Annotated in this window: 26 protein-coding genes; 17 read left to right on the top strand and 9 right to left on the bottom strand. The window is 64.4% G+C overall.

Annotated features, from left to right (window positions below; genetic code table 11):
* Positions 1–145 precede the first annotated feature (145 nt).
* The 3 genes from rpmG to radC form a co-directional block, all read right to left on the bottom strand.
* Positions 146–313, bottom strand: a complete 168-nt coding sequence (gene rpmG / locus AB3X95_RS07310) for a 50S ribosomal protein L33 (RefSeq protein WP_008919555.1) — start codon at positions 311–313, stop codon at positions 146–148.
* A gap of 10 nt (positions 314–323) precedes the next feature.
* The gene (gene rpmB / locus AB3X95_RS07305) at positions 324–557 is read right to left on the bottom strand and encodes a 50S ribosomal protein L28 (RefSeq protein ID WP_006050117.1); all 234 of its coding nucleotides are present in this window, start codon (positions 555–557) and stop codon (positions 324–326) included.
* Between the two features lie 210 nt (positions 558–767).
* Positions 768–1,679, bottom strand: coding sequence for a DNA repair protein RadC (gene radC / locus AB3X95_RS07300; protein WP_368620997.1), 912 nt, complete (start codon positions 1,677–1,679; stop codon positions 768–770).
* Between the two features lie 211 nt (positions 1,680–1,890).
* Between radC and AB3X95_RS07295 the strand changes: the two genes are divergently transcribed.
* From AB3X95_RS07295 to AB3X95_RS07265, 7 genes are all read left to right on the top strand, one after another.
* Complete coding sequence (locus AB3X95_RS07295) at positions 1,891–2,346, top strand: peptidylprolyl isomerase (RefSeq protein ID WP_008919553.1); 456 nt, start codon at positions 1,891–1,893, stop codon at positions 2,344–2,346.
* A 2-nt stretch (positions 2,347–2,348) separates the two neighbouring features.
* Positions 2,349–3,308 (top strand): 4-hydroxy-3-methylbut-2-enyl diphosphate reductase, encoded by a 960-nt coding sequence (ispH, locus tag AB3X95_RS07290; RefSeq protein WP_176121669.1) that lies wholly within the window; start codon positions 2,349–2,351, stop codon positions 3,306–3,308.
* 544 nt (positions 3,309–3,852) lie between these two features.
* On the top strand, positions 3,853–5,055 hold the full coding sequence (locus AB3X95_RS07285) for a branched-chain amino acid ABC transporter substrate-binding protein (RefSeq protein ID WP_368620996.1): 1,203 nt from the start codon (positions 3,853–3,855) through the stop codon (positions 5,053–5,055).
* Positions 5,056–5,283: 228 nt separating this feature from the next.
* Positions 5,284–6,234, top strand: coding sequence for a branched-chain amino acid ABC transporter permease (locus AB3X95_RS07280; protein ID WP_176105253.1), 951 nt, complete (start codon positions 5,284–5,286; stop codon positions 6,232–6,234).
* A gap of 26 nt (positions 6,235–6,260) precedes the next feature.
* Positions 6,261–7,430, top strand: coding sequence for an ABC transporter ATP-binding protein (locus AB3X95_RS07275; RefSeq protein WP_176105254.1), 1,170 nt, complete (start codon positions 6,261–6,263; stop codon positions 7,428–7,430).
* Between the two features lie 20 nt (positions 7,431–7,450).
* The gene (locus AB3X95_RS07270; RefSeq protein WP_027198609.1) at positions 7,451–8,242 is read left to right on the top strand and encodes an ABC transporter ATP-binding protein; all 792 of its coding nucleotides are present in this window, start codon (positions 7,451–7,453) and stop codon (positions 8,240–8,242) included.
* Positions 8,242–8,964, top strand: coding sequence for an ABC transporter ATP-binding protein (locus AB3X95_RS07265; RefSeq protein WP_176105255.1), 723 nt, complete (start codon positions 8,242–8,244; stop codon positions 8,962–8,964). The genes AB3X95_RS07270 and AB3X95_RS07265 overlap by 1 nt, the downstream gene beginning before the upstream one ends.
* A 133-nt stretch (positions 8,965–9,097) precedes the next feature.
* On the opposite strand, the gene AB3X95_RS07260 is transcribed toward AB3X95_RS07265, so the two are convergent.
* From AB3X95_RS07260 to AB3X95_RS07245, 4 genes are all read right to left on the bottom strand, one after another.
* Positions 9,098–9,391 carry a GYD domain-containing protein gene (locus tag AB3X95_RS07260; RefSeq protein WP_176105256.1) on the bottom strand — a complete coding sequence of 98 codons (294 nt, stop codon included), beginning with the start codon at positions 9,389–9,391 and terminating at the stop codon, positions 9,098–9,100.
* Positions 9,392–9,647: 256 nt separating this feature from the next.
* Positions 9,648–10,121 carry a GNAT family acetyltransferase gene (locus AB3X95_RS07255; protein ID WP_176124448.1) on the bottom strand — a complete coding sequence of 158 codons (474 nt, stop codon included), beginning with the start codon at positions 10,119–10,121 and terminating at the stop codon, positions 9,648–9,650.
* Positions 10,122–10,140: 19 nt separating this feature from the next.
* Positions 10,141–11,325: an acetylornithine transaminase gene (locus AB3X95_RS07250; RefSeq protein WP_176124447.1), complete on the bottom strand. Its 1,185-nt coding sequence runs from the start codon at positions 11,323–11,325 to the stop codon at positions 10,141–10,143.
* A 313-nt stretch (positions 11,326–11,638) separates the two neighbouring features.
* A complete protein-coding gene (locus tag AB3X95_RS07245) occupies positions 11,639–12,670 on the bottom strand; it encodes a CDP-6-deoxy-delta-3,4-glucoseen reductase (protein ID WP_176124446.1) in 1,032 nt (343 codons plus the stop codon).
* Between the two features lie 94 nt (positions 12,671–12,764).
* Between AB3X95_RS07245 and AB3X95_RS07240 the strand changes: the two genes are divergently transcribed.
* On the top strand, positions 12,765–13,802 hold the full coding sequence (locus tag AB3X95_RS07240) for an NAD-dependent epimerase/dehydratase family protein (RefSeq protein ID WP_368620995.1): 1,038 nt from the start codon (positions 12,765–12,767) through the stop codon (positions 13,800–13,802).
* 112 nt (positions 13,803–13,914) lie between these two features.
* Here AB3X95_RS07240 and AB3X95_RS07235 read toward each other — a convergent pair whose 3' ends face one another.
* Together AB3X95_RS07235 and AB3X95_RS07230 are read right to left on the bottom strand one after the other, a co-directional pair.
* Complete coding sequence (locus AB3X95_RS07235) at positions 13,915–14,103, bottom strand: hypothetical protein (RefSeq protein WP_176124444.1); 189 nt, start codon at positions 14,101–14,103, stop codon at positions 13,915–13,917.
* A 167-nt stretch (positions 14,104–14,270) separates the two neighbouring features.
* A complete protein-coding gene (locus tag AB3X95_RS07230; protein ID WP_184226373.1) occupies positions 14,271–14,981 on the bottom strand; it encodes a pseudouridine synthase in 711 nt (236 codons plus the stop codon).
* A gap of 94 nt (positions 14,982–15,075) precedes the next feature.
* Between AB3X95_RS07230 and AB3X95_RS07225 the strand changes: the two genes are divergently transcribed.
* From AB3X95_RS07225 to AB3X95_RS07185, 9 genes are all read left to right on the top strand, one after another.
* Positions 15,076–16,347 carry an MFS transporter gene (locus AB3X95_RS07225; protein WP_184226372.1) on the top strand — a complete coding sequence of 424 codons (1,272 nt, stop codon included), beginning with the start codon at positions 15,076–15,078 and terminating at the stop codon, positions 16,345–16,347.
* A gap of 192 nt (positions 16,348–16,539) precedes the next feature.
* On the top strand, positions 16,540–17,598 hold the full coding sequence (locus AB3X95_RS07220) for a MurR/RpiR family transcriptional regulator (RefSeq protein WP_368620994.1): 1,059 nt from the start codon (positions 16,540–16,542) through the stop codon (positions 17,596–17,598).
* The gene (locus AB3X95_RS07215) at positions 17,595–18,584 is read left to right on the top strand and encodes an isoaspartyl peptidase/L-asparaginase family protein (RefSeq protein ID WP_368620993.1); all 990 of its coding nucleotides are present in this window, start codon (positions 17,595–17,597) and stop codon (positions 18,582–18,584) included. The genes AB3X95_RS07220 and AB3X95_RS07215 overlap by 4 nt, the downstream gene beginning before the upstream one ends.
* 31 nt (positions 18,585–18,615) lie before the next feature.
* Complete coding sequence (locus AB3X95_RS07210) at positions 18,616–20,538, top strand: dipeptide ABC transporter ATP-binding protein (protein ID WP_184226370.1); 1,923 nt, start codon at positions 18,616–18,618, stop codon at positions 20,536–20,538.
* Between the two features lie 138 nt (positions 20,539–20,676).
* Positions 20,677–22,239 (top strand): glutathione ABC transporter substrate-binding protein GsiB, encoded by a 1,563-nt coding sequence (gene gsiB, locus AB3X95_RS07205; protein WP_368620992.1) that lies wholly within the window; start codon positions 20,677–20,679, stop codon positions 22,237–22,239.
* An 81-nt stretch (positions 22,240–22,320) separates the two neighbouring features.
* Positions 22,321–23,241: a glutathione ABC transporter permease GsiC gene (gene gsiC / locus AB3X95_RS07200; protein WP_368620991.1), complete on the top strand. Its 921-nt coding sequence runs from the start codon at positions 22,321–22,323 to the stop codon at positions 23,239–23,241.
* Between the two features lie 7 nt (positions 23,242–23,248).
* Entirely contained in the window at positions 23,249–24,154 is a 906-nt protein-coding gene (gsiD, locus tag AB3X95_RS07195; RefSeq protein ID WP_176124436.1) for a glutathione ABC transporter permease GsiD, read from the top strand.
* Positions 24,151–25,266, top strand: a complete 1,116-nt coding sequence (locus AB3X95_RS07190) for a P1 family peptidase (RefSeq protein ID WP_368620990.1) — start codon at positions 24,151–24,153, stop codon at positions 25,264–25,266. The genes gsiD and AB3X95_RS07190 overlap by 4 nt, the downstream gene beginning before the upstream one ends.
* Positions 25,263–26,096 (top strand): M55 family metallopeptidase, encoded by an 834-nt coding sequence (locus tag AB3X95_RS07185; RefSeq protein WP_176124434.1) that lies wholly within the window; start codon positions 25,263–25,265, stop codon positions 26,094–26,096. The genes AB3X95_RS07190 and AB3X95_RS07185 overlap by 4 nt, the downstream gene beginning before the upstream one ends.
* Positions 26,097–26,111: the final 15 nt, after the last annotated feature.

Raw genomic sequence — 26,111 nt, 5'->3', positions numbered from 1 at the left:
CGCACTAGCGAAAGCAGGCCGAACGGAATAGGGCGATTTGCGCGCGCATTGCTGCGCTATCGCGAAGCCCGCCCAAAAACAAAAAAGCCTCGCACGGATGCGAGGCTTTTCATGTTTTTGCCTTCGTCAGGCTGGAGAGCCAAGATTACTTGATCTTGGTTTCCTTGTAGTCAACGTGCTTGCGGATGACCGGATCAAATTTCTTGATCAGCATCTTTTCCGGCATGTTGCGTTTGTTCTTCGTGGTCGTGTAGAAGTGACCCGTGCCTGCGGTCGATTCCAGCTTGATCTTGTCGCGTGCGCCTTTCGCCATGATTTACTCCTTAGGCTTCACCGCGTGCGCGCAGGTCTGCGAGCACAGCGTCGATACCGTTCTTGTCGATCAGGCGCAGGCCGGCGTTCGAAATACGCAGACGCACCCAACGGTTTTCGCTTTCCACCCAGATACGGCGGCTTTGCAGGTTCGGCAGGAACCGGCGCTTGGTCTTGTTATTCGCGTGGGAAACGTTGTTGCCGCTCATCGGCGCTTTCCCAGTTACTTGGCATACGCGTGCCATGAGAGCACTCCTAATACGCTAATTCTGAGTTCGAACGCCGTGAAAGTTTCCCGAAAAGAGCCGCGCTGAGAGTGTGCGAACTTGCGCCGAATTTGCATCGAGGCACTTCGCTACCACAGCCGCCTGACCTTTGCGGAACGCCTTGATGGCTTCGGAACAGGGGGTTGGAAATAGGCAAACCGGAATTCTAGCAGAAAAAAAGCCGCAAAATCAAACCTTATTTGCGACGCGGGGCACGGCGCCGTGAGGTGGCCCTTCCGCTTCCCGCGCTCCAGCGGGCTTGCGTGCGAGCTCCGGCCAGCCGGCGCGGGCGAACGAGTATACGCTGTCCGCCCCGATCACCAGATGATCGATCAGTTGCACATCGACGAGCGCGAGCGCGTCGCGCAGTGTCTGCGTGAGGCGGCAGTCGCTCGCGCTCGGCTCGACGGCGCCGGACGGATGATTGTGCGCAACGATCAGGCTGGCCGCGTTCGCGGCGAGCGCCCGCCGCACGATCTCGCGTGGATACACCGCCATCCGCGTGAGCGAGCCGCGCGCGCTTTCCTCGCAGCGGATCAGCCGATGCCGCGCGTCGAGAAACAGCGACACGAACACCTCCTGCGGCTGTCCGCCGATCAGAAGGCGCAGATAACTTTCGACCGCTTCGGGCGAATTCATCAGCTGGCGCTTGCGCATCTTGTCCACGAGGGAGCGGCGCGCCATTTCCATGATCGCGAGCAATTGCGCCTTTTTTGCCGGGCCAATGCCGCGAATGCCATCGAAATCCTGATAAGTCGCGTCGAGCATCGCGCGCAGTGAGCCGAAGCGATCGAGCAGCGTCCGTGCGACGCTGAACACGTCGTGACCGGGCAGGCCGGAGCCGAGCACGAGCGCGATCATTTCGGTGTCGGACAGCACGTCGGGGCCCTGGTCGATCAGTCGCTCGCGTGGCATGTCGCGCCGGAGCCATTTGCCCCGGAACAGTTGCCGCCGGCTGCGGACCGCCGAGTCGGCGGTTTCTGAGGGAGTCCTGGCCGACCGATTGGAGGCGGCTTTCGCGCCGCCCGTGGCGCGTGGGCGCGGCTTCGGTCGCAGTTTTGCCGCGGGTGTTTCGTCGATTGTGCTGGCGAAATCAGCCATATATATAGAGTCCTCCGCGTAAGGTTGACGGCGCACACGCGGCGCAACGCGCCGGAGTGCCGTGCCACCCTCACGCGCGACGGACTCAAGCCGGCGCCCGCTAGGTGGCTTACAATAGACGCTTTGCGCACGGCACCCCGACGGTTTGCCACACGCGTCGACTGCGCCCGCGGCGCACGCGTGCAGCGCGCTTCGACTGAGCGAGCATTGCATGAGCATCATCGATATTTCCGAGGTGAAACCCGGTTCACACGTCACGCTGCATTACCGGCTTTCCCTTGCCGATGGCGCCGAAGTGATCAACACGTTCAACGACAAGCCGGCCACGTTGCTGCTCGGTGCAGGTCAACTGGCGCCGCCGCTGGAAGATATTTTGCTGGGTTTGAAGGTGGGCCACCATTCGACCTTTCAGCTAGCGCCGGGTCAGGCGTTCGGCCCACGCAATCCGGATCTGATCCAGCGCGTGTCCCTCGCCACGCTGCGGGAGAACAGCGTGATCGGCGAGGATTTTTCCCCGGGTGACCTGGTCGAATTCAACGCGCCGGGCGGCGGGCGCTACGCCGGCGTGCTGAAGGAAGTCGGCGAAACGTCCGCCCTGTTCGATTTCAATCACCCGCTTGCCGGCCAGGCGCTGGCGTTTGAAGTGAAAATCATCGGGATTTTGTAAACATGAGCATCACGGATACGACTCTTGCCGAAGCGGAGATCCTGCTGGCCCAGCCACGCGGTTTCTGCGCCGGCGTCGACCGGGCGATCGAGATCGTCGAGCGGGCCATCAAGCTGTATGGCTCACCGATCTACGTGCGTCACGAAATCGTCCATAACGCCTATGTGGTCGAAGACCTGCGCAAGAAGGGTGCGATCTTCATCGAGAACCTGGAGGAAGTGCCGGCTGGCAACACGGTGATCTTCAGCGCGCATGGCGTGTCGAAAGCCGTGCGTTCGGAGGCGGAGTCACGCGGGCTGCGGGTGTACGACGCGACCTGTCCGCTCGTGACCAAGGTGCATATCGAAGTCGCCAAGATGCGCCAGGACGGTTTCGACATCGTGATGATCGGCCACAAGGGCCACCCGGAAGTGGAAGGCACGATGGGTCAAGCGGCCGAGGGCATGCATCTGGTCGAGGACATCGAAGACGTGCGGGCGCTGCAGCTCGCCGATCCCGAGCGGATCGCGTTCGTCACCCAAACCACGCTGTCGGTCGACGATGCCGCCGAAATCATCGGCGCGCTGAAGGCCAAGTATCCGTCCATCCGTGAGCCGAAGAAGCAGGACATCTGCTACGCCACGCAGAATCGCCAGGACGCCGTGAAGTTCATGGCGCCGAAGTGCGACGTCGTGATCGTCGTCGGCAGTCCGAATAGCTCGAATTCGAACCGCTTGCGCGAGCTCGCCGAGAAGCTCGGCGTACCGGCCTACATGGTCGATTCGCCCGATCAGATCGATCCGGTCTGGGTGGAGGGCAAGCGCCGCATCGGTGTGACCGCCGGTGCGTCGGCGCCCGAGGTGCTCGCCCAGGCAGTGATCGCGCGTCTGCGTGAACTGGGTGTGCGCAACGTGCGCGCGCTCGAAGGCATCGAGGAAAACATCGCGTTTCCGCTGCCGCGCGGGCTCGGTCTGCCAGCCTGACAATCCGTTAGCATCGCTGAAAGGAAAGCGCGCCCTCGGGCGCGCTTTTTTTATGGCGCAAGTCTGTGGCGTCACTGAGAAAATTAGGTGCCGGATCGAACGAATTCGCACGTTTCAGTGCTCTCGCGCACAAACTATTTTGAATTGTGATCGGGTGTTTTATTGATTTTCGAGCGATGCGCCCCCGTTTTAACCTAGGCAAAGCGCTTAAGACGAATTAATCATGCACTGAATTGGTGCTCTTGCCGCGCGTGGGATAAAAGGACATATCCGACGCAAGCCCCGGCCTGGCCGGCATTCAGGCCGAGGGGCCGCAACACTTGATGCCATCGGGTTCCGCGACGGTGCAACTGATGCACGTAAACGGATCGCAACCGGGTTGCTCTTTTCCGCGGATTTTGCTTTCAATATCAGGTTGCAATGCAGGAAAACCCCACCGGTTCAACAATATTGCCACCCGCATAATTGGAGTTACAATGCGCGCGTTCTCAAGGCCTTGAGGTCCTGGACAGTGGATTTTGCAAGGCGCAGGAGACCTTACTTGATGCGAGTCAAATTTGCTTACGCCGTGTCCATCGCGGCCGCGGTTGCGATGCTGACCGCGTGCGGCAAGAAACAGGATGGCGAAGCGGGAGCGGGCGCATCGGCGGCTTCGTCCGCTGCGGTTGCCGCCGCGAGCGAAGCGACTATCGTAAAGATTGGTCACGCGGCCCCGTTGACGGGCGGCATCGCGCACCTGGGCAAGGACAACGAAAATGGGGCGCGCCTCGCGGTCGAGCAAATCAATGCGCAGGGTCTGACGATCGACGGTCGCAAGATCCAGCTGCAACTCGACGCGCAGGACGATGCGGCGGACCCGAAAACGGGCACCGCCGTCGCGCAGAAGCTGGTGGACGATCACGTGGTCGCGGTGATCGGGCACCTGAACTCCGGGGTCTCGATTCCGGCTTCGAAGATCTATAGCGACGCGAGCATCGTGCAAATCTCGCCGTCGTCTACCAATCCGGCGTATACCCAGCAGGGGTTCAAGACGACTTATCGAGTGGTCGCGACCGACGCGCAGCAGGGTCCGGCGCTCGCCAATTACGCGATGAAGGCGCTGGGCGCCAAACGCATCGCGATCGTGGACGATGCGACCGCCTACGGCAAAGGTCTCGCGGACGAATTCGCGAAGACCGCCGAGGCGAGCGGCGCGAAGATCGTCGCGCGGGAGGCGACGAACGACAAGGCCACAGATTTCCGGGCCATTCTCACGAAGATCAAGAGTGTTCAGCCGGACGCGATTATGTTCGGCGGCATGGACGCGACGGGCGGGCCGTTTACGAAGCAGGCGGCGGCGCTCGGTATCAGGGCAAAAATCCTTGGCGGCGACGGTGTGTGTACCGACAAGGTAGGTGAGCTGGCGGGTACCGCCGTGCAAAACCTGGTCTGTTCGGAAGCAGGACTCGCGCTTTCGAAAATGACCAATGGAGCGGACTTCGAAAAGAAGTACGAGGACCGCTTCCACACGCCGGTGCAGATTTACGCGCCGTTCACGTATGACGCTGTGTACGTGATCGTCGATGCAATGAAGCGCGCTAATTCGATCGAGGCGCCCAAGGTGCTGGCTGCGATGCCTTCGACCGATTACAACGGGGTAATCGGCCACATCGCGTTCGACGACAAGGGTGATTTGAAAGAGGGCGCCATTACACTTTACGACTTCAAGGACGGCAAGAAAGCAGTGCTCGACGTCGTAAAGATGTGATGACGGGAAGTTCGGCCTGACGGCACCGACACCATCCAACGGTGCCGTTTTTGCATCCGCCCAAGGGGAGCTCGCGACCGCATCACGGTCGTCAGGGCAAGCCGGCAGCGGATAACCCTTACCGGTCTTTTACATCAGTACCCGCAGTGCCGTTGAGATTCGTAGTGCATCACCGCCCACCGGCAGATGAAATACGCGAATCCAGTCGCACGGGCTAAGGAGCAATAAATGGATATCTTCATCCAGCAGATCCTGAATGGACTGGTGCTTGGCAGTGTCTACGCCATCATCGCACTGGGCTACACGATGGTTTACGGCATTCTGGGCATCATCAACTTCGCTCACGGCGATGTGTTGATGGTGGGCGCGATGGTTGCGCTCTCCGCCATAGGTGTGCTGCAGAACCACTTCCCCGGCCTCGGCAACGTGCTGACGCTGGTCATCGCGCTGCTCATCGCGGCCGCAGTCTGCGCGGTGGTAGGCTACACGATCGAGCGCGTGGCCTACCGGCCGTTGCGCCGCGCACCGCGTCTTGCGCCGCTAATCACCGCGATCGGTGTGTCGATTCTGCTGCAGACGCTCGCGATGATGATCTGGTCGCGCAATCCGCTGCCGTTCCCGCAGCTGTTGCCCACTGACCCGATCAACGTGATCAAGGCCACCGACACGACGCCCGGCGCCGTGATCTCGATGACCGAAATCGTGATCATCGTGGTGGCGTTCATCGTGATGGGCGGCCTGCTGCTGCTCGTGCATAAGACCAGGCTCGGCCGCGCGATGCGCGCGATCGCCGAGAATCCGAACGTCGCGAGCCTGATGGGTGTGAGCCCGAACTTCGTGATTTCGGCGACCTTCATGATCGGCTCGGCGCTCGCGGCGCTCGCCGGCGTGATGATCGCGTCCGAATACGGCAACGCGCACTTCTACATGGGCTTCATCCCTGGCCTGAAGGCCTTTACCGCGGCGGTGCTCGGCGGTATCGGCAATCTCGGCGGCGCGATGGTCGGCGGCGTGCTGCTCGGCCTGATCGAGCAGTTGGGCGCCGGCTATATCGGCAACCTCACGGGCGGCGTGTTCGGTAGTAACTACCAGGACGTGTTCGCGTTCATCGTGCTGATCGTCGTGCTCGTGTTCCGTCCGTCGGGTCTGCTCGGCGAACGTGTCGCGGATCGCGCCTGATCCCGGGCCACAAGGAGTCAACAATCATGACCTCAATTCAACCGATCGAGCCGTCCACAACGCTCATCCCCGAAAAGAACCGCACGAAGACGCTGACCATCGGCATCCTTACGACGATCTTCGTGATCGCCGCGCCGATGATCATCGGCGCGGCGGGCGGCAACTACTGGGTCCGCGTGCTCGACTTCGCGATGCTGTACGTGATGCTCGCGCTGGGCCTGAACGTGGTGGTGGGCTTTGCCGGCCTGCTCGACTTGGGCTACATCGCGTTCTACGCGATCGGTGCCTACACGGCCGCGCTGCTGAGTTCGCCGCACCTGTCGACGCAATTCGAATGGATCGCGGCGCTCGCGCCGCACGGTTTGAACGTGCCGATCTGGATCATCGTGCCGATCGCGATGTCGCTGGCCGCGATGTTCGGGATTCTGCTCGGCGCGCCGACGCTGCGTCTGCGCGGCGACTACCTGGCGATCGTGACCCTCGGCTTCGGGGAAATCGTGCGGATCTTCATGAACAACCTCGACCGTCCGGTGAATATCACCAATGGGCCGAAGGGGATCACCGGGATCGCTCCGGTGCAGATCGGCGGCTTCAGCTTCGCGCAGTCGCACTCGCTGTTCGGCATGCAGTTCCCGGCGGTGTACCTCTACTACTACCTGTTCGTGCTGTGCGCGCTGTTCGTAATCTGGACGTGTACGCGTCTGCAGCATTCGCGTATCGGCCGCGCGTGGGCCGCGATCCGCGAAGATGAAATTGCCGCCAAGGCGATGGGCATCAACACCCGCAACGTGAAGCTGCTCGCATTCGCGATGGGCGCGTCGTTCGGCGGCTTGTCGGGCGCAATGTTCGGTGCGTTCCAGGGCTTCGTGTCGCCGGAATCGTTCACGTTCTGGGAATCGGTCGTGGTGCTCGCCTGTGTGGTGCTCGGCGGCATGGGCCACATCCCCGGCGTGATTCTCGGCGCGGTGCTGCTCGCGGTGTTCCCCGAGTTCCTGCGTTCCACGATGGGTCCGCTGCAGAACATGATCTTCGGACATGAAGTCGTCGATACCGAAGTGATCCGTCAGCTGCTGTACGGTCTGGCGATGGTCGTGATCATGCTGTATCGCTCGGAAGGCCTGTGGCCCGCGCCGAAGCACGAAGACAAGATTGCGAAGCTGGCGAAGCGTAGCGGCAAGAAGCCGGTGCGCGCATAAGGTCCGGTGGAGAAAAAGACATGAGCGATAACGTAAGCAACAACGCGGCAATCCGTCTGTCGGTGAAGGGCGTCAACAAGCGCTTCGGCGGTTTGCAGGCGCTTTCCGAGGTCGGCCTGCAGATCCGCGCGGGTGAAATCTACGGTCTGATCGGCCCGAACGGCGCCGGCAAGACGACCTTCTTCAACGTGATCACGGGTCTGTACACGCCGGATTCGGGCGAGTTCAAGCTCGACGGCGAGAACTACACGCCGACCGCGGTCTATCAGGTCGCGAAGGCGGGCATTGCGCGCACGTTCCAGAACATTCGCCTGTTCGGCGGCATGACCGCGCTCGAAAACGTGATGGTCGGCCGTCATGTGCGCACCAAACACGGTCTGCTCGGCGCGGTATTCCAGACCCCGGCCGAACGCCAGGAAGAGCGCGAGATCAAGGAGCGCGCGCTCGAACTGCTCGACTACGTCGGCATCACGCAGTACGCGGACTACACGTCGCGCAACCTGTCGTATGGCCACCAGCGTCGTCTGGAGATCGCGCGTGCGCTGGCGACCGATCCGAAGCTGCTCGCGCTCGACGAACCGGCGGCCGGCATGAACGCCACCGAAAAGGTCGAGCTGACCAAGCTGCTCGACAAGATCCGCGCAGACGGCAAGACGATTCTGCTGATCGAACACGACGTGAAGCTCGTGATGGGCCTGTGCAACCAGATGACGGTGCTCGACTACGGCAAGGTGATCGCACAGGGTCTGCCGCAGGACGTGCAGAAGGATGCGAAGGTGATCGAAGCTTATCTGGGTGCGGGGGTCCACTGATGTCCACGACGCAAGCAATGTTGAAAATCAAGGGCCTGCAGGTCAACTACGGTGGCATCCAGGCGGTAAAGGGTGTTGACCTCGAAGTCGGGCAGGGCGAACTCGTCACGCTGATCGGCGCGAACGGCGCGGGCAAGACCACGACGATGAAGGCGATCACCGGCCTCAAGGCGTACGCGGCCGGCGACATCGAGTACATGGGCCAGTCGATCAAAGGCCTGCCCGCGCACGAGCTGCTCAAGCGCGGTCTCGCGATGGTGCCGGAAGGTCGCGGCATCTTCGCGCGTATGTCGATCGTCGAGAACATGCAGATGGGCGCGTATCTGCGCAACGATGCCGACGGTATCAAGTCGGACGTCGAGCGCATGTTCGGCTTCTTCCCGCGTCTGAAGGAGCGCGCCTCGCAATACGCGGGCACGCTGTCGGGCGGTGAGCAGCAGATGCTCGCGATGGCGCGCGCGATCATCTCGCGTCCGAAACTGCTGCTGCTCGACGAACCGTCGATGGGTCTGTCGCCGATCATGGTCGAGAAGATCTTCGAAGTGGTGCGCTCGATTTCCGCTGAAGGTATGACGGTGCTGCTCGTCGAGCAGAACGCGCGTCTCGCTCTGCAGGCGGCCAATCGCGGCTACGTGATGGACTCCGGTCTGATCACGATGTCGGGCGACGCGAAACAGATGCTCGACGATCCGAAGGTTCGGGCCGCTTACCTGGGTGAATGAGTGGGTGAACGAGTCGGTGAATAAGTAGCTGATGAGTTGGACGTGTGCGGTTTTTGCGCACACCTCCGGCTTGCAACGCGCCTCACGATGCAACGTCGTGCGGCGCGTTTTTTCTTGCTGACCCGTGCGTGAATTATGGGAGTTTCCCGATAACCGCACTGATTTCGTCCTTGGTGAACGCACGCAGTGTTTGCGAGCGGACATTGCCGGCCGAGCCGAGCGCGAAGCCGAAGGCGAGGAAGCTCTGCTCGTCTGCCGCTTCGACGACCGAGACAATGTCGTATTCCCCCAAGGTCCAGTAGATCTGCTTCATCTCGCAGCCAAAAGTTTTCGCCATCTCCGCCGTCTGCCCGGCTCGCTGCGCTGTGTTCTTGATCGCGCGGATCCCCTGATCCGTGAATTGCAGGAGCACCACATAAGTCGCCATGAAGATTCCCCTTAGGATTCAAACGCGTTGGGACTCGGATGCATGAGCCGCCGCGGGGAGCGTCGCGAACCGCCGCGAACGTCTCATTCAGCCCGGCGTCGTCTCTTGCGTAAACGATTCTAGGCAATTCGTCTGCCCGCCATCTGCTATTTGTCCGAATCCGCCGATATGTGCGCCGCACGTGAGAGAACCATGAAAAAGGCCGCATGCGCGAACCAGCGCATGCGGCCTTCTTTAATCAGGTGTACGACGCGAATCAACCCGCCGGGGCTGCGTCCGCGTATTGGCCGAGCCGCTTGCCGAGGCTGATCACCGCATCGGCGCGATAGCCGAGCGCATCGTAGAACGCGCGCACTTCAGCCGACGCCGACGACAATACCTGCAAGTTCAGCTTCGGACAACCAAGCTTCGTCAGCTCGCTCTCGACGTGCGCGACGAGCCGCGTGCCGATGCCATGACGTCGCAGCGATGCGTCGACCGCAAGCGAATACAGCCAGCCGCGGTGTCCGTCATAGCCGCCCATCACGGTGCCGACGATGCGGCCATCGAGCACCGCGACGAAGAACAGCTCCGGTTGCGTCGCGAGCTTGTTCGCGATCGACAGGCGCGGATTGCGCTGCGGTCGCGTCACGTCGCGATATTCGGGAAACACCTGCTGCCATAGCGCGATCACCGCTTCGGTATCGCTCGCGTCGAAGCGGCGGATCGACAGCGTCGTGTTCGTCGTCATCGGTGCGCTCCGTGGCTGACTACAGCGAGTCGAGAACCGAGCGCAGCATCGCCAGCATCTGGTCGATCTCTTCGGTCGTCACGTTCAGCGCCGGCATGAAACGCAGCAGGTTCGGACGCGCGGCGTTCAGCAGCACGCCGTCGGGCTGCATTTCGCGCGCCTTCTCGACGATCTGGTTGCCGATGTCCTTGCCGAGCAGCAGCGCGCGCAGCAGACCCTCGCCGCGCTCGCCCTTGAAGCCGCGTTCCTCGGACAGCTCGAGCAGCTTCGTGCGCAGATATTCGCCGCGCGAGCGCACGCCTTCGAGGAAGCCCGGCGCCGTCAGCTGCGAGATCACCGAGTAGCCGACCGCGGTCATCAGCGGATTGCCGTTGTAGGTGCCACCCTGATCGCCCGCTTCGAACACGGCGATTTCCGCCTTCGACAGCAGCGCCGCGAGCGGCACGCCGCCGCCGATGCCCTTGCCGAGCGTCATGATGTCCGGCTCGATGCCCGACAGCTGATACGCGAACAGCGTGCCGGCGCGACCGCAGCCGCTTTGCACTTCATCGACGATCAACAGAATGTTGTGCTTCTTCGTCAGCTCGCGCAGTTGCTTCATGAATTCGCGGGTTGCAGGGATCACGCCGCCTTCGCCCTGGATCGGCTCGAGCATCACCGCGACGGTCTTCGCGTTGATCAGCTTTTCCACCGACGCGATGTCGTTCAGGTCCGCCTTCGGGAAGCCCGGCACCTGCGGTGCGTAGATCGTGTCCCAGCCCGGCTTGCCGCTGGCCGACATCGTCGCGAGCGTGCGGCCGTGGAAGCTGTGGTCGAACGTGATGATCTCGAACGCGCCGTCCTTGAACTTCTTGCCCCACTTGCGCGCGAGCTTGATCGCGCCTTCGTTCGCCTCGGCGCCGCTGTTCGCGAAGAACACCTTGTCGAAGCAGCTGTGCTGCGTGAGCAGACCCGCGAGCTTCGCCATCGGCTCGTTGTAGAACGCCGGCGACGGGTTGATCAGCAGCTTGGCCTGGCTGTTCAGCGCTTCGATCATGCCGTCGTTGCAGTGGCCGAGGCTGTTGACTGCCCAGCCCTGAATGAAATCCAGGTAGCGCTTGCCGTTGTTGTCGTAAATCCACGAGCCTTTGCCGTGCGTGAAAACGATTTCGGGCCGGTTCGTGATGTACATCAGCGAATCGATTGGATACTCATTGAAATTCATGTCGGCAGGCTCCAGGCAAAGGGTAAGAGCAGGGTGAAGAAATGGTGACGGTTTGGCCAATAAAAACGGCGGCCGGAAAAACAGAAAAGCCACGGCATGCCGTGGCTTTCATGATTCGAACAGCTTGCGCCCAGGTTGGTGTGTGGCGCGAGTCCGTGACGAAGCCAGCGGCGTCCCTAGGGGAGCGGCGAGCGGCGACGTCGGAGTTCGGACTGGAGGCGGTTCATGCGCGAAAGAATACGATAAGAAAAGCACCGGTGTAAACCATGAATTTGCACTGGTGCTGCATCGGGGCGAAATTGCCGGCGTGCAATCAGACCGCGTTCGCGAGATCGGCCGCGCTCGTGAACGAGTCCGCGTAGAACTCGTCTTCCGGCAGCTGGTGATGCTGCGTGAAGTCGCGCAGCGCCGATTCGACCATCACCGGCGCGCCGCATGCGTACACCTGGTAGGCCGACAGATCGGGCAGATCCTCGATCACCGCGCGATGCACGAAGCCCGTGCGGCCCGTCCATGCGTCGCCCGCATCGGGCTCGGAGAGCACCGGCACGAACTTGAAGTTCGGAATCTCGCGCGCCCATTGTTCGGCGAGTTCGAGCAGATAGAGGTCTTTCTTGCGGCGCGCGCCCCAGTAGAGCGTCATGGGGCGCGTGATGTTCTTGAACACCGCATGCTCGACGATCGCCTTCAGAGGCGCGAAGCCGGTGCCCGATGCGAGCAGCACGATCGGCTTGTCCGAATCTTCGCGCAGGAAGAACGTGCCGAGCGGCGCTTCAAAGCGCAGGATGTCGCGCTCCTTCATCGTGCTGAACACGTGATCGGTGAACGCACCGCCGGGCATATGGCGGATGTGCAGCTCGATCGGGCCTTCGACGTGCGGCGCATTCGCCATCGAATAGCTGCGGCGCTTGCCGTCCTTCAGGATGAATTCGAGGTACTGGCCGGCCAGATATTGCAGGCGCTCGTTCGCGGGCAGTTGCAGCTTCACGACGATCACGTCGTCGGCCTTGCGCTCGATCGCGTTCACGCGACACGGCAGCTTTTTGACCTGCACGTCGCCGACGCCGGCCACTTCGCGGATGTCGACTTCGAGATCGGAGCACGCGGTCGCGCAGCACAGGAGCGCCATGCCGCGGGTCTTTTCGTCGTTCGAAAGCGCCGACGACGAGTGCGCGCGCTGTTCGACCTCGCCGCTCACGACCGTGCCCTTGCACGAACCGCACGCGCCGTTCTTGCAGCCGTACGGCAGGCCGATGCCTTGCCGCAGGGCTGCGGAGAGCACCGGTTCGTCCTGTTCTACCTGAAACTGCCGGCCGGTTTGCCGGAGCGTGACGTTAAATGCCATAAAGTGTTCGGAATCGAAAAAACGGAATCGAAATCGGACCCGCCGGATCAACCGCGCGGTACCTGTTGCGTGTGACCGCTACAATGCGCCCACCATGAAAGCGACACGAAATTTCCGCCGGCCGCGCGTGCTGATCGTAGGATGCGGCGACGTCGGCATGCGCTGCGTGCCTCTGTTGCGGCCGCGCGCGCATGTCTTCGCATTGACCAGCCACGCCGCGCGCTGCGACGAGTTGCGCGCCGCGGGTGTAACGCCGCTCGTCGGCGATCTGGACGCGCGCCGCAGCCTCAAACGGCTCGCGCGCCTCGCGCCGACGGTGCTGCATCTCGCGCCACCGCAGAAGTCCGGCGACGACGACCGGCGCACTCGCGCGCTGCTTGCGACGCTAGGTGCAGCGGGCCGCATGAACGCTAGCGCGGCGAGGCCGTCGGTCGCGCCGATCGCGCGGCTGCGCCGCGCGCGCGCTTCAGGTCTGGACGCTGAAACACCCGCTATTGTACCCGACGGGGTGTGCCAGACCGGCGCTTCGCGGGCACCGGTGCGCATCGTTTACGCAAGCACGACGGGCGTCTACGGCGATTGCGGCGGCGCGTGGATCGACGAAACACGCGCGATGCGGCCCGCGAATGCGCGCGCCAAACGTCGCGTGTCGGCCGAGCGGCAGTTGCGGCGCGCGACCGCGCGCGGCAGCGTCGCCGCGAGCATCGCGCGGATTCCGGGCATCTATGCGGCCAACCGCCTGCCGCTCGCGCGGCTCGAAAGAGGCACGCCGGCGCTCGTCGATGCCGACGACGTCTACACGAATCACATCCACGCCGACGACCTCGCCGCCATTCTCGTGCGTCTCGCCACGCATGGCCGGCCCGCGCGTGCGCTGCACGCGTCCGACGATTCGTCGCTGAAGATGGGCGAGTATTTCGACGCGGTCGCCGACGCCTTCGGGCTCGCGCGAGCGCCGCGCATCACGCGCGAGCAGGCGGAGCGGCAGATCGATCCGATGCTGCGGTCGTTCATGCGCGAGTCGCGCCGCCTTGTGAACCGGCGTCTGAAGGAGGAATTGGGAGTACGTCTGCGCTATCCGAGCGTCGACGATTTCTTGCGCGAAGCGAAGGGGAAGGGCAAGGGCGGCTAGGCCAGCCACGGAAACAAAAATGCCGCCTCGCGAGGCCACCTGGCCCCGCAGAAATAGCACCTGCGCCGCACCGCATCAATGCACCGCGCAAAGAGCCGCGGTCCAACCGGCATCAGGTCAGCGTAGGCAGCACTTCCAGCAACAGGAAGCACAGCATGCCGCCGATCAACGCGCCGATCAGGTTCGGGTGGTACTGGTGCCGCCGCCGCATGATGACCAGCAATCCACCGACCAGCAGCAGCGCGAAGCAGATAAACGCGATCATCGCGCGCGAAAACGCCATCGTGCCGTCGATATTCATGGCGCCCCTCCTTGAAACCTTTGTAGTCGTTTGTTTAGACGAGTATAGGGCGACATGTAAGCAACGGCATGCTGCAACGCAGCGGCCTATGTGCGGTGCACCACAATGCGCGCGGGCTTTCTCCGGCGCATCAAGGGCTTAGAAGGCGCTCACCGCGCGCTAGTCGTTTACCCGGCCCGCAGCGCGGCGAGGCCCGCTTCGTCGAGCCATTGCCATGCGCCGGGCGCGAGCGTCGCGGGCAGCGCGAGGCCGCCGATCCGCTCGCGATGCAGCGCCTCGCAGCGGTTGCCCGAGGCCGCGATCATCCGCTTGACCTGGTGGTATTTGCCTTCGAGCACGGTGAGCGCGAGCGTGTGGGTGTCGCGCGCCTGTGCGTCGAGCGCGGCGCTCGGTCTGGTCTCGCCGTGCAGCAGTACGCCGTCGCGCAGCGCGGCGAGCTGCGCGTCATCGAGCGGATGGCGCGTGGTCGCGACGTAGAGCTTCGGCACCTTGCGTTTCGGCGACGTGAACTGATGCACGAACTTGCCGTCGTCGGAGAGCAGCAGCAGGCCCGTGGTGTCCTGATCGAGGCGACCGACGCACTGCACGCCGCGCTCCGCGAACTGCGGCGGCAGCAGGCTGAACACGCTCAGATGATGCTGCGGATCGCGCGAGCATTCGTAGCCGACCGGCTTGTTCAGCAGCAGATACGCGTGCTCGCGATACGGCCACTCGACGCCGTCGACGCTAAAGCGCAACGCGCCGCTATCAACGGCGAAATCGGCGTCGGCATCGGTGCAGATGGCGCCGTCGATGCCGACGCGGCCGTCGCCGATCAGCGCGCGGCACTGGCGGCGCGAACCGAAACCTTGAGTAAAGAGGATGCTTTCGAGATTCATGGCGAGCGAAGAATAACACCGCAAGAACCGGAGCGCCCCGCAGGCCCCAAGCGCCGACGATGAATGCTTCACGTCACAACTCCGGAGTGCATCGATGTCCGCCACCACGTCTTCGTCGTCTTCGCCGTCCAACGCGCAACGGCTGCCCCGCGCCTTCCAGCGCCTCGCCTGGTCGAACCTGTGCGCGCAATCGGCCGAACAGATCAGCCTCGCCGCCGCGCCGCTCGTCGCGGTGTTCGCGCTCGGCGCGAACGCGCGCGATACCGGTCTGCTGCAAACCGCGCAGACGCTGCCGTTCCTGTTGCTGTCGATGCCGCTCGGCGTCTGGGCCGACCGCCGCTCGCGCCGCGTGCTGATGACGCTCGCCGAGAGCGTGCGGGTCTGCGCGATGCTGTGCGTGCTGCTGCTGGTGCTCACGCATGCGCTGAACCTGCCGCTGCTCGCCGCGCTCGGCTTCGTCGCGGCGACGGGCACGGTTGCCTACAACGTCGCGGCGCCTTCGCTGGTGCCGTCGATCGTGCCGCGCGAAGCCTATGCGAGCGCGAACGGCCGGCTCGAACTCGCGCGCAGCGTCGCGTATTCGGCGGGGCCGGCGCTGGGCGGCGTGCTGGTCGGCTGGATCGGCGCGGGCTGGGCGTATGGCGCCGCGGCGGGATCGTCGGCGCTCGCGGTCGCGTTGCTGGCGGGATTGCGCGAGCCGCCGCGCGCGGCCGCGCCGCGGCGGCACTTCATGCTGGAGCTGCGCGACGGCACCCGCTTCGTGCTGCGTGATCCGCTGCTGCTGCCGATCCTGCTGACCGCCGTGTTCTTCAACCTCGGCTTCTTCATCCTGCAGGCGGTCTATGTGCCGTACGCGGTGCATCGGCTCGGGCTCGACGCGTCGGCGGTCGGCGTGACGCTCGGCGCGTACGGCGTCGGCATGGTGTGCGGTGCGCTCGCGGCGCCCGCGGTCGCGCAGCGTATGGCGTTCGGCCGTCTGCTGATCATCGGGCCGTCGTGCGGGCTGCTCGCGTCGCTCGCGATGGTCGCGACGCTCGTCGCGCCATCCTTTTGGCTCGCTCTCGCGAGTTTCTTCCTGCTCGGCGTGGGACCGATTCTGTGGGTCGTCGCCTCGACCACACTGCGTCAGGCGATCACGCCCGAACGAATGATCGGCCGGGTGTCCGCGCTGATCAGCACGGCGACCTATGGCGCGCGGCCGGTGGGCGCGCTGCTGGGCGCTGCGCTCAGCGCGCGCTGGAGCATCGACGTGTGTCTGGTTGCGGCGGCGTTTGCGTTTCTCGTGCAGGCGTTGATCATCGTGATGTCGCCGGTGACGCGGCTGACCGACATTCCCGAGCAGAGCGCGGCGCCAAGCGCGCGCTGAAGCCTTCCAGGCGCCCCGATGAAAATTCATTTTCATCGTGGCGCAGCATGTCGCGGATGCCGAATACCTTTATCCGACGGGCTTCGGTCGGTGAAAACCCTCAAAGTATGAAAATGAATTTTTTTCGGCGCGGGTTTCATGTAAATATGTTTTCATCGAATCCACCTAGCCCAACCGCGCCTGTCCGCTCGCATGATCCATCACCCGTCCGCTGTGTCGAACTCCGCCGAGCAGGCGATTGCCGCGCGCATCAGCGCCGCGATGCCGACGCTCACGCCGATCCACCAGCGCATGGGCGAGTACGTGCTCGCCAATCTGTTCCGCGCGGCGACGATGCGTATCGACGAACTTGCGAGCGTGGTCGGCGCGTCGGTGGCGAGCGCGAATCGTTTTGCGCGCGCGCTCGGCTTCGACGGTTATCCGCAGTTTCGCGAGGCGCTCGTGCGCGGCTTCGAGGCGACGCTCGCGCCGGTCGAGCGGTTGCGCAACGCGCAGGAAACGCTCGCGGCCGGTGACGACCTGATCGACGCGTCGCTCGAGCAGGCCGCCGACAATCTGCACGCAACGCGTACCTCGATCGATCGCGCGACCGCCGATGCCGCCGTCGATGCGATCATCGCCGCGCGCCGCGTATTCGTGATCGGCTTCGGCGCCAGCGCGTTTCTCGCGAGCCTGATGGAGCACGGCCTGCTGCCGTATCACGAGAACGTGCATTCGCTTGCGCTGAGCGGCGGGCCGTCGCATGCGGCGCGGCACCTCGTGCGTTCCGGTGCGGGCGATCTCGTGATCGGCATCGCCTTTCCGCGCTATGTCGAAGACACGATCGAGCTTGCTCGCCGGGCGTCCGAACGCGGTGCGCGCGTGCTTGCGCTCACCGACGGTCCGCGCTCGCCGCTCGTGCGGTTCGCGGACCTGGCGCTGTATGTCCGTACCGACCGGCGCCTCGCGTCGAATGCCGATTCGGCCGTGCTCGCGGTCATCGAGGCGTTGTGCGACGCGGTCGCTTATCGCGCGCAACGCTCCGTCAAGGCGGCCGCCGAGGTCAGCGAGTTCGTGCTGCCGTGGCTGTTCGATCCGCAGTCCGGCGCGGCCGGCGCCGCGCAGGAACCGGCGCGCGCCGCGAGCAAAGCCGCGCGCGCAAAGCCCGACGGCGGCCAGGCCAAGGGCATCGAAGCAACGGATACCGAAGCAAAAGCCATCCCGGCAGTCCGCACTCCCCGAACCAACCGCACTCCACAATCCAAACGATGAACTCCAACGCAGTCATTGCCATTCACGGCGGGGCAGGGACGATCCTGCGCACGTCGATGTCGGCCAGCGCCGAAGCCGAATATCACGCGGCGCTCAACGCGGTGCTGAGCGCCGGCCAGCGCGTGCTCGCCGACGGCGGCAGCGCGCTCGACGCGGTCAGTGAAGCGGTGCGGCTGCTTGAAGACTGCGCGCTCTTCAACGCGGGTCACGGGGCGGTCTACACCGCGGCCGGCACGCACGAGCTCGACGCCGCGATCATGGACGGCCGCACGCTCGACGCGGGCGCGATCTGCTGCGTGAAGCGCGTGCGCAATCCGATTCTCGCCGCGCGCCGCGTGCTCGAGCGCAGCGACCACGTGCTGTTCACCGGCGAAGGCGCGGAAGCGTTCGCGGCCGCGCAGGGGCTCGAGTTCGTCGATAACAGCTACTTCAATACCGACGCGCGCTATCGCCAATGGCAACTCGCACGCGAGCAGCAGCGTCCGATGCTCGATCACGACGCCGCGACGCTCGCGTCCGCGGCTTCACGCAACGGCGACCCGATGCCGCACGAGCCGATCGATCCGAACCGCAAGTTCGGCACCGTCGGCGCGGTCGCGCTCGACCGTCATGGGCATCTCGCCGCCGCGACCTCGACGGGCGGCGTGACCAACAAGCAGGTGGGCCGTGTCGGCGACACGCCGCTGATCGGCGCCGGCTGCTACGCCGACGACGCGACCTGCGCGGTATCGACCACCGGCTCCGGCGAAATGTTCATGCGCATGGTCGCCGCCTACGACGTCGCCGCGCAGATGGCCTATCGCCAGGTGTCGCTCGAACAGGCCGCGCACGACGTCGTGATGAACCGCTTGCCGAAGATCGACGGACGCGGCGGACTTGTCGCCGTCGACGTGCATGGCAACGTCACGCTGCCGTTCAACACCGAAGGCATGTACCGCGGTTTCGCACGGTTGGGCGAAGCGCCGGTGACGGCGATCTATCGCTAACCGCGTTCGAATTCAAAGCAAAGGAATCACCGTGCCGACTTCCTCGCATACCGCCAGCCCGCTCATCGAAACCCTGCCGCCGCAGCGCGTGCTCGCGGTCGAGGATCTGACGGTCGCGTTCCGCCGCGGCGACTCGACGTTCAACGCGGTCCGCAATCTGTCCTTTACGGTCGAGCGCGGCGAGACGCTCGCGATCGTCGGCGAATCGGGTTCCGGGAAGTCGGTCACGTCGCTGGCGCTGATGCGGCTGATCGAGCACGGCGGCGGGCGACTTGCCGGCGGCAGCATCGCGTTCCGGCGGCGCGACGGCAGTGTGCTCGATCTCGCGAAGACGTCTTCGGGCACGATGCGCACGGTGCGTGGCGCCGACATCGCGATGATCTTCCAGGAGCCGATGACCTCGCTCAATCCGGTCTTCACGGTCGGCGACCAGATCAGCGAGGCGATCGCGCTGCACCAGGGCAAGAGCCGCGAGGCCGCGCGCGCCGAAACCTTGCGTCTGCTCGAACTCGTGCGGATTCCGGAGGCGAGGCGCGTCGCCGCGCGCTACCCGCATCAGCTGTCGGGCGGCATGCGCCAGCGCGTGATGATCGCGATGGCATTGTCGTGCAAGCCCGCGCTCTTGATCGCCGACGAGCCGACCACCGCGCTCGACGTGACGATTCAGGCGCAGATCCTGCAACTGATCCGCGGCTTGCAGGATGAGATGAACATGGGCGTGATCTTCATCACGCACGACATGGGCGTGGTCGCCGAAGTGGCCGACCGGGTCCTCGTGATGTATCGCGGCGAGAAGGTGGAGGAAGGCGCATCGGACGCGCTCTTCGCCGCGCCGTCGCATCCGTACACGAAGGCGCTGCTCGCGGCGGTGCCTCGGCTCGGCTCGATGCACGGCACCGATCGGCCCGCGCGCTTCCCGATCCTGACCGTCGAGCAAGCCGGCGCGAACGGCGCCGATGCCGCGGTGCAGCCAGACGCCGCCGTCGCCGAAGAAGCGCAGCCGCCGGTGCGCGACGACACGCCGCCGATTCTGCGCGTGCGCGATCTGGTCACGCGCTTTCCGGTTCGCAGCGGCCTGTTCGGCCGCATGACGGGCCGCGTGCATGCGGTCGAAAAAGTCAGCTTCGATTTGCGGCCCGGCGAGACGCTCGCACTGGTCGGCGAGTCGGGCTGCGGCAAGTCGACCACGGGCCGCTCGCTGCTGCGGCTCGTCGAAAGTCAGAGCGGCTCGATCGAATTCGCTGGCAAGGAAATCAGCTCGCTGAGCGGGCCCGCGTTGCAGGCGCTGCGCCGCGATATCCAGTTTATTTTCCAGGACCCGTTCGCGTCGTTGAATCCGCGCTTGACCGTCGGCTTCTCGATCATGGAGCCGCTGCTCGTGCACGGCGTCGCGCAGGGTGCCGAAGCGCAGGCGCGCGTCGCGTGGCTGCTCGAGAAAGTCGGCTTGCCGGCCGAGGCCGCACGTCGCTATCCGCATGAGTTTTCGGGCGGGCAGCGTCAGCGTATCGCGATTGCCCGCGCGCTCGCGTTGAATCCGAAAGTCGTGATCGCCGACGAATCGGTGTCCGCGCTCGACGTCTCGGTGCAGGCGCAGATCGTCAATCTGATGCTCGATCTGCAGCGCGAACTCGGCGTCGCATATCTGTTCATTTCGCACGACATGGCCGTGGTCGAGCGCGTCAGTCATCGCGTCGCGGTGATGTATCTCGGCCAGATCGTCGAGATCGGTCCGCGTCGCGCGGTGTTCGAGGCGCCGCAGCATCCGTACACGAAGAAGCTGATGAGCGCGGTGCCGGTCGCCGATCCTGCGCGCCGTCACGCGAAACGCCTGCTTGCCGCCGACGATATTCCGAGCCCGATCCGCGCGCTGCACGACGAGCCGGTGGTCGCGCCGCTCGTCGCGGTGGGACCGGATCACTTCGTCGCACAGCATCGCGTCGGCGGCGCGTATTGAGCGAAGCGCCGCATCGCGTTGAAGCGGAAAGACCTGAAGCAAAACTGCAGCACGAGCAACCGCGGCACAAACCAACTGAAGCACGAGCCAACCATAAAGACCCGGTCACACCATTAACTCGCAGCCTGGAGCAATCTCATGAACCTGCTGTTCCCGTCCTCTCCGTTTCGTTTGCGCGCGCTCGTCAGCGGCGGCGCGGTGGTGTTCGCGATGCTTGCGGGCAATCTGGCGCACGCCGAAACCACGGCCGTGATGGCCGTCGCGTCGACCTTCACGACGCTCGATCCGTACGACGCGAACGACACGCTGTCGCAGGCGGTCGCGAAGTCGTTCTACCAGGGGCTGTTCGGCTTCGACAAGGACATGAAGCTCGTCAACGTGCTGGCCGACAGCTATGAGGCGAGCCCCGACGCGCGCGTCTATACGATCAAGCTGCGCCACGGCGTGAAGTTCCAGGACGGCACCGACTTCAACGCGGCCGCCGTGAAGGCGAACTTCGATCGCGTGACCGATCCGGCCAACAAACTGAAGCGCTACAACATGTTCAGCCGCATCGAGAAGACCGAAGTGGTCGATCCGTACACGGTGCGCGTCACGCTGAAGGCGCCGTTCTCGGCATTCGTCAACGTGCTCGCGCATCCGTCGGCGGTGATGATCTCGCCGGATGCACTCAAGAAGTACGGCAAGGACATCGCGTTTCATCCGGTGGGCACGGGTCCGTTCGAACTCGTGAAGTGGGACCCGGCCGGCGACCTGACCGTGAAGAAGTTCGGCGGCTACTGGAAGAAGGGCTATCCGAAGATCGACGCGATCGACTGGAAGCCGGTCGTCGACAACAACACGCGCGCCGCGCTGATGCGCACCGGCGAGGCGGACTTCGCGTTCCAGGTGCCGTTCGAGCAGGCCGCGCAACTGCAGTCGAGCCCGAAGGTCGATCTGATCGCGGCGCCGTCGATCATCGAGCGCTACATCAGCATGAACATGAACCAGAAGCCGTTCGATAACCCGAAGGTGCGTGAGGCGCTGAACTACGCGGTCAACAAGGAAGCGCTGACGAAGGTCGCGTTCGCCGGTTACGCGACGCCGGCCGACGGCGTGGTGCCGGAGGGCGTCGACTATGCGGTCAAGCTCGGACCCTGGCCGTACGATCCGGCGAAGGCGCGCGCACTTCTGAAGGAAGCGGGCTATCCGAACGGTTTCGAAACGACGCTGTGGTCCGCGTATAACTACTCGACCGCGCAGAAGGTGATCCAGTTCGTGCAGCAGCAACTCGCGCAGGTCGGCATCAAGGCGAGCGTCGAGGCGCTCGAAGCGGGTCAGCGCGTCGCCAAGGTCGAAAGCGCGCAGGACCCGGCGACCGCGCCGGTGCGTATGTACTACGCCGGCTGGTCGTCGTCGACCGGTGAGGCGGACTGGGCGATCAGCCCGCTGCTCGCGGGCTACTCGATGCCGCCGAAGATGGTCAACACGTCGTACTACAAGAGCGACGCGGTGGACAACGATCTGAAACAGGCGCTCGAAACCACCGACCGCACGCAGAAGGCCGCGCTGTACGCCGACGCGCAGAAGCGCATCTGGGCCGACGCGCCGTGGATCTTCCTCGTCAAGGAGAAGGTCGTGTATGCGCGCAGCAAGCGTCTGTCGGGCGCTTACGTCGCGCCGGACGGCTCGTTCAACTTCGACGAGATCGCGATCAAGTGATGAGCTGACGAGGCGGCACACGTTTCGTCGTGGCCCGCCTCGTTTGCCGCACATTCGCCGCTCATTTGCCGGACTGGTTTCATGCTGAACTTCCTCGTCAAACGTCTGCTAGGCCTGCTGCCGACGCTCTTCATCGTCGCCGTGCTGGTGTTCCTGTTCGTGCATCTGCTGCCGGGCGATCCGGCGCGGCTCGCCGCCGGTCCCGAAGCGGACGAAGCGACCGTCGCGCTGGTGCGCGCCGACCTCGGCCTCGACAAGCCGATGCCGCAGCAGTTCGTCCGCTTCTTCTGGCGCATCGCGCACGGCGACTTCGGTGTTTCGACGCGCAGCAAGCGGCCGGTGAGCCAGGAGATCGCGGAACGCTTCTTCCCGACGCTGTGGCTGACGATCGCGAGCATGGTGTGGGCGGTCGTGATCGGCATGGCGATCGGCATCGCCTCGGCGGTGTGGCGCAACCGCTGGCCGGATCGGCTGGGCATGACGCTCGCGGTATCGGGCATTTCGTTTCCGGCGTTCGCGCTCGGCATGCTGCTGATGGAAATTTTCTCGGTGCAGCTCGGCTGGCTGCCGATCGTCGGCGACGGTTCGTGGCGCAGCTACGTGCTGCCGTCGCTGACGCTCGGCGCGGCGGTCGCGGCCGTGATGGCGCGCTTCACGCGGGCCTCGTTCGTCGAAGTGCTGCACGAGGACTTCGTGCGCACCGCGCGTGCGAAGGGCGTGCCCGAGCGGCTCGTAATCGTCAAGCACTGCCTGCGCAACGCGCTGATTCCCGTCGTCACGATGATGGGCCTGCAGTTCGGCTTTCTGCTGGGCGGCTCGATCGTCGTCGAAGTGGTGTTCAATTGGCCGGGCCTCGGGCGCCTGCTGATCGATGCGGTGTCGATGCGCGACTATCCGATCATCCAGGCCGAGGTGCTGTTGTTCTCGCTCGAATTCATCATCATCAACCTGATCGTCGACGTGATGTACGCGGTGATCAACCCGACCATCCGTTTCAAGTGAGGCCCGCATGAGCACCACTGCCACCGGGCCGAACGCGGCCAATCCCACGCTCGCCGAACGCGCGATCCGCACGCCGTGGAGCGAGTTCTGGCGCAAGTTCCGCAAGCAGCATGTCGCGCTGGCCGCCGGCGTGTTCGTGCTGCTCTTGATCGTGATCGCGATCATCGCGCCGCATATCGTGCCGTACGACCCCGAGAATTTCTTCGACTACGACGCGCTGAACGCGGGGCCGTCGGCCGCGCACTGGTTCGGCGTCGATTCGCTGGGCCGCGATATTTTCAGCCGCATCCTCGTCGGTTCGCGCATTTCGCTCGAAGCGGGCTTTCTGTCCGTTGCGATCGGCGCGGTGATCGGCACGTTCTTCGGTCTGCTTGCCGGGTACTACGAGGGCTGGTGGGATCGCATCACGATGCGCGTGGCCGATGTGCTGTTTGCGTTCCCCGGCATTCTGCTCGCGATCGGCGTGGTCGCGATTCTCGGCAACGGCATGATCAACGTGATCAGCGCGGTGGCGATCTTCAGCATCCCGGCGTTCGCGCGGCTCGTGCGCGGCAATACGCTGATGCTCAAACAGCTCACCTATATCGAAGCGGCGCGCAGCATCGGCGCGTCGGACTGGACCATCATCGTGCGGCATATTCTGCCGGGCACGATTTCATCGGTCGTCGTGTATCTGACGATGCGCATCGGCACGTCGATCATCACGGCGGCGAGCCTGTCGTTCCTCGGCCTGGGCGCGCAGCCGCCGACGCCCGAGTGGGGCGCGATGCTCAACGAAGCGCGCGCCGATATGGTGACCGCGCCGCATATCGCGCTGTTTCCGAGCCTCGCTATTTTTCTGACCGTGCTCGCGTTCAACCTGCTCGGCGACGGTCTGCGCGATGCGCTCGACCCGAAGCTGGATCGGCCATGAGCACGAATAACCATCACTCGGCTGAGCGTGCGCCGCATATCGGCACGTTGCCGGCCGGAGCGCTCGGCACGATCGCCGACGTGGACGGCGTCAGCGTCGGTCATTGCACGCTTGCCGAAGGCGCGTTGCAAACCGGCGTCACCGTGATCCGACCGCACCGCGGCGATCCGTTCGTCGACAAGGTGCCGGCCGCCGCGTCGGTGATCAACGGCTTCGGCAAGAGCGTCGGGCTCGTGCAACTCGACGAACTCGGCGCGCTGGAGACGCCGATCGCGCTGACCAACACATTCGGCGTCGGTACGGTCGCGCAGGCGCAGATCCGCGCGGCGATTCGCGCGAATCCGCGCATCGGCCGCGAATGGTCGACCGTCAATCCGCTAGTGTTCGAATGCAACGACGGCTACCTGAACGATATTCAGGCGCTCGCCGTGACCGAACAGCATTTCAACGAAGCGTTCGATGCCGCGAGTACCGATGTCGCGAGCGGTGCGGTCGGCGCGGGGCGCGGCATGTCGTGCTTCGATCTGAAGGGCGGCATCGGCACTGCGTCAAGGGTGGTCAGTGCGGCGGGCCGTGACTACACCGTCGGTGCGCTCGTGCTGGCCAACTTCGGCCGTCTGCCGATGCTGACGATCGACGGCACGCCGCTCGGCCGCGTGCTGGCCGAACGCGCGGCTGCGGCTGAGGCGGCAAATGCTGCTAATGCTGCTGCCAGCGCAACCTCCGACAAACCCGAGCAAGGTTCGATCATCATGATCGTCGCGACCGATGCACCGCTCGACGCGCGCCAATTGAAACGCCTGTCGTTGCGCGCGGCGGCGGGTCTCGCGCGTACCGGCTCGGTGTACGGCCACGGCAGCGGCGATATCGCGCTGGCGTTTTCGACCGCATACACGGTGCCGCACGGCGCGGACTTCGTCGCGCTGCCGCCGCTCGTCGCCGATCATTGTATGGACCCGCTGTTTCGCGCGTGCGCCGACAGCGTCGAACAGGCGATCGTCGATGCATTGTGGAGCGCCGAATCCGTCACCGGTCGCGACGGCCATAGGCGGCTGTCGCTGCGCGACAGCGTGCCCGATCTTGCCCAACTGCTGAGGAATTCCGCGCGATGAAAGTCCTGATCTCCACCGACATCGAAGGCATCGCCGGCGTGTTTCATGCCGAGCAGACGCGCGCGGGCAACGGCGAATACGAAGCCGCGCGACGCTGGATGACGCTCGAAGCCAACGCCGCCATCGAAGGCGCGTTCGCGGGCGGCGCGACCGACGTGTGGGTCAACGATTCGCACGGCGGCTTTCGCAACCTGCTGCCCGATCTGCTCGATCCGCGCGCGCAGGTCGTGCTCGGCAAGCCGCGCACGCTCGGCATGATGGCCGGGCTCGAATACGGCGCGGCACTCGTCTTCATGATCGGCTATCACGCGAAGGCGCAAACGCGCGGCATTCTCGCGCACACGATCAACAGCTTCGCGTTCGCGCGCGTCGCGTTCAATGGCGTGGAGCTAGGCGAAGCGGGGCTGTACGGCGCGCTCGCTGAAGAATATGGCGCACGTGTCGCGCTTTTATCGGGTGACGACGTGTTCGCCGAGGAAACCGCGCCGCGTTTTCCCGGCGCGCATTTCGTCGTCACGAAGACCGCGACCGGTCAGGCAAGCGGCGTCACGCAGTCGCCCGCGAGCGTGCGCGAGGCGCTGCGGGCTGCCGCGCGCGACGTGGTCCGTCAGCATATCGAAGCGGGCCGCGCGCCTGCCGCGACGCGTGGGGAGCCGCGAGCAGTCGACTGCGAACTGCGCGTGCAAACGAGCGGGCTTGCCGATCTGTTCTGCCAATGGCCGACGCTCACGCGTGTCGATGGCGTGACGTTGCGTTTCAGTGCGGCGTCGGCCGAGCATGCGGTGCGGATGCTGAACTGTCTATCGGCGATGTCGTTCATGTTGCGCTGAGCCGCGGCACGCCGA

This window comes from Paraburkholderia sp. BR13444 (assembly GCF_040948755.1).
Classification (GTDB): domain Bacteria; phylum Pseudomonadota; class Gammaproteobacteria; order Burkholderiales; family Burkholderiaceae; genus Paraburkholderia; species Paraburkholderia youngii.
Note: the sequence above shows the minus strand (reverse complement) of the source record. Positions and strands in the feature narration are given on the sequence as shown.

Excerpts from the sequence above, each read along its gene's own strand:
- gsiD (WP_176124436.1), top strand. The coding sequence starts at position 23,249 with ATGAGCACCACTGCCACCGGGCCGAACGCGGCCAATCCCACGCTCGCC.
- radC (WP_368620997.1), bottom strand. The coding sequence starts at position 1,679 with ATGGCTGATTTCGCCAGCACAATCGACGAAACACCCGCGGCAAAACTG.
- rpmG (WP_008919555.1), bottom strand. The coding sequence starts at position 313 with ATGGCGAAAGGCGCACGCGACAAGATCAAGCTGGAATCGACCGCAGGC.
- AB3X95_RS07190 (WP_368620990.1), top strand. The coding sequence starts at position 24,151 with ATGAGCACGAATAACCATCACTCGGCTGAGCGTGCGCCGCATATCGGC.
- gsiB (WP_368620992.1), top strand. The coding sequence starts at position 20,677 with ATGAACCTGCTGTTCCCGTCCTCTCCGTTTCGTTTGCGCGCGCTCGTC.
- AB3X95_RS07265 (WP_176105255.1), top strand. The coding sequence starts at position 8,242 with ATGTCCACGACGCAAGCAATGTTGAAAATCAAGGGCCTGCAGGTCAAC.
- AB3X95_RS07250 (WP_176124447.1), bottom strand. The coding sequence starts at position 11,325 with ATGAATTTCAATGAGTATCCAATCGATTCGCTGATGTACATCACGAAC.
- AB3X95_RS07270 (WP_027198609.1), top strand. The coding sequence starts at position 7,451 with ATGAGCGATAACGTAAGCAACAACGCGGCAATCCGTCTGTCGGTGAAG.
- AB3X95_RS07225 (WP_184226372.1), top strand. The coding sequence starts at position 15,076 with ATGTCCGCCACCACGTCTTCGTCGTCTTCGCCGTCCAACGCGCAACGG.
- AB3X95_RS07255 (WP_176124448.1), bottom strand. The coding sequence starts at position 10,121 with ATGACGACGAACACGACGCTGTCGATCCGCCGCTTCGACGCGAGCGAT.
- AB3X95_RS07230 (WP_184226373.1), bottom strand. The coding sequence starts at position 14,981 with ATGAATCTCGAAAGCATCCTCTTTACTCAAGGTTTCGGTTCGCGCCGC.
- ispH (WP_176121669.1), top strand. The coding sequence starts at position 2,349 with ATGAGCATCACGGATACGACTCTTGCCGAAGCGGAGATCCTGCTGGCC.
- gsiC (WP_368620991.1), top strand. The coding sequence starts at position 22,321 with ATGCTGAACTTCCTCGTCAAACGTCTGCTAGGCCTGCTGCCGACGCTC.
- AB3X95_RS07285 (WP_368620996.1), top strand. The coding sequence starts at position 3,853 with ATGCGAGTCAAATTTGCTTACGCCGTGTCCATCGCGGCCGCGGTTGCG.
- AB3X95_RS07275 (WP_176105254.1), top strand. The coding sequence starts at position 6,261 with ATGACCTCAATTCAACCGATCGAGCCGTCCACAACGCTCATCCCCGAA.
- AB3X95_RS07220 (WP_368620994.1), top strand. The coding sequence starts at position 16,540 with ATGATCCATCACCCGTCCGCTGTGTCGAACTCCGCCGAGCAGGCGATT.
- rpmB (WP_006050117.1), bottom strand. The coding sequence starts at position 557 with ATGGCACGCGTATGCCAAGTAACTGGGAAAGCGCCGATGAGCGGCAAC.
- AB3X95_RS07245 (WP_176124446.1), bottom strand. The coding sequence starts at position 12,670 with ATGGCATTTAACGTCACGCTCCGGCAAACCGGCCGGCAGTTTCAGGTA.
- AB3X95_RS07215 (WP_368620993.1), top strand. The coding sequence starts at position 17,595 with ATGAACTCCAACGCAGTCATTGCCATTCACGGCGGGGCAGGGACGATC.
- AB3X95_RS07280 (WP_176105253.1), top strand. The coding sequence starts at position 5,284 with ATGGATATCTTCATCCAGCAGATCCTGAATGGACTGGTGCTTGGCAGT.
- AB3X95_RS07185 (WP_176124434.1), top strand. The coding sequence starts at position 25,263 with ATGAAAGTCCTGATCTCCACCGACATCGAAGGCATCGCCGGCGTGTTT.
- AB3X95_RS07235 (WP_176124444.1), bottom strand. The coding sequence starts at position 14,103 with ATGAATATCGACGGCACGATGGCGTTTTCGCGCGCGATGATCGCGTTT.
- AB3X95_RS07260 (WP_176105256.1), bottom strand. The coding sequence starts at position 9,391 with ATGGCGACTTATGTGGTGCTCCTGCAATTCACGGATCAGGGGATCCGC.
- AB3X95_RS07240 (WP_368620995.1), top strand. The coding sequence starts at position 12,765 with ATGAAAGCGACACGAAATTTCCGCCGGCCGCGCGTGCTGATCGTAGGA.
- AB3X95_RS07295 (WP_008919553.1), top strand. The coding sequence starts at position 1,891 with ATGAGCATCATCGATATTTCCGAGGTGAAACCCGGTTCACACGTCACG.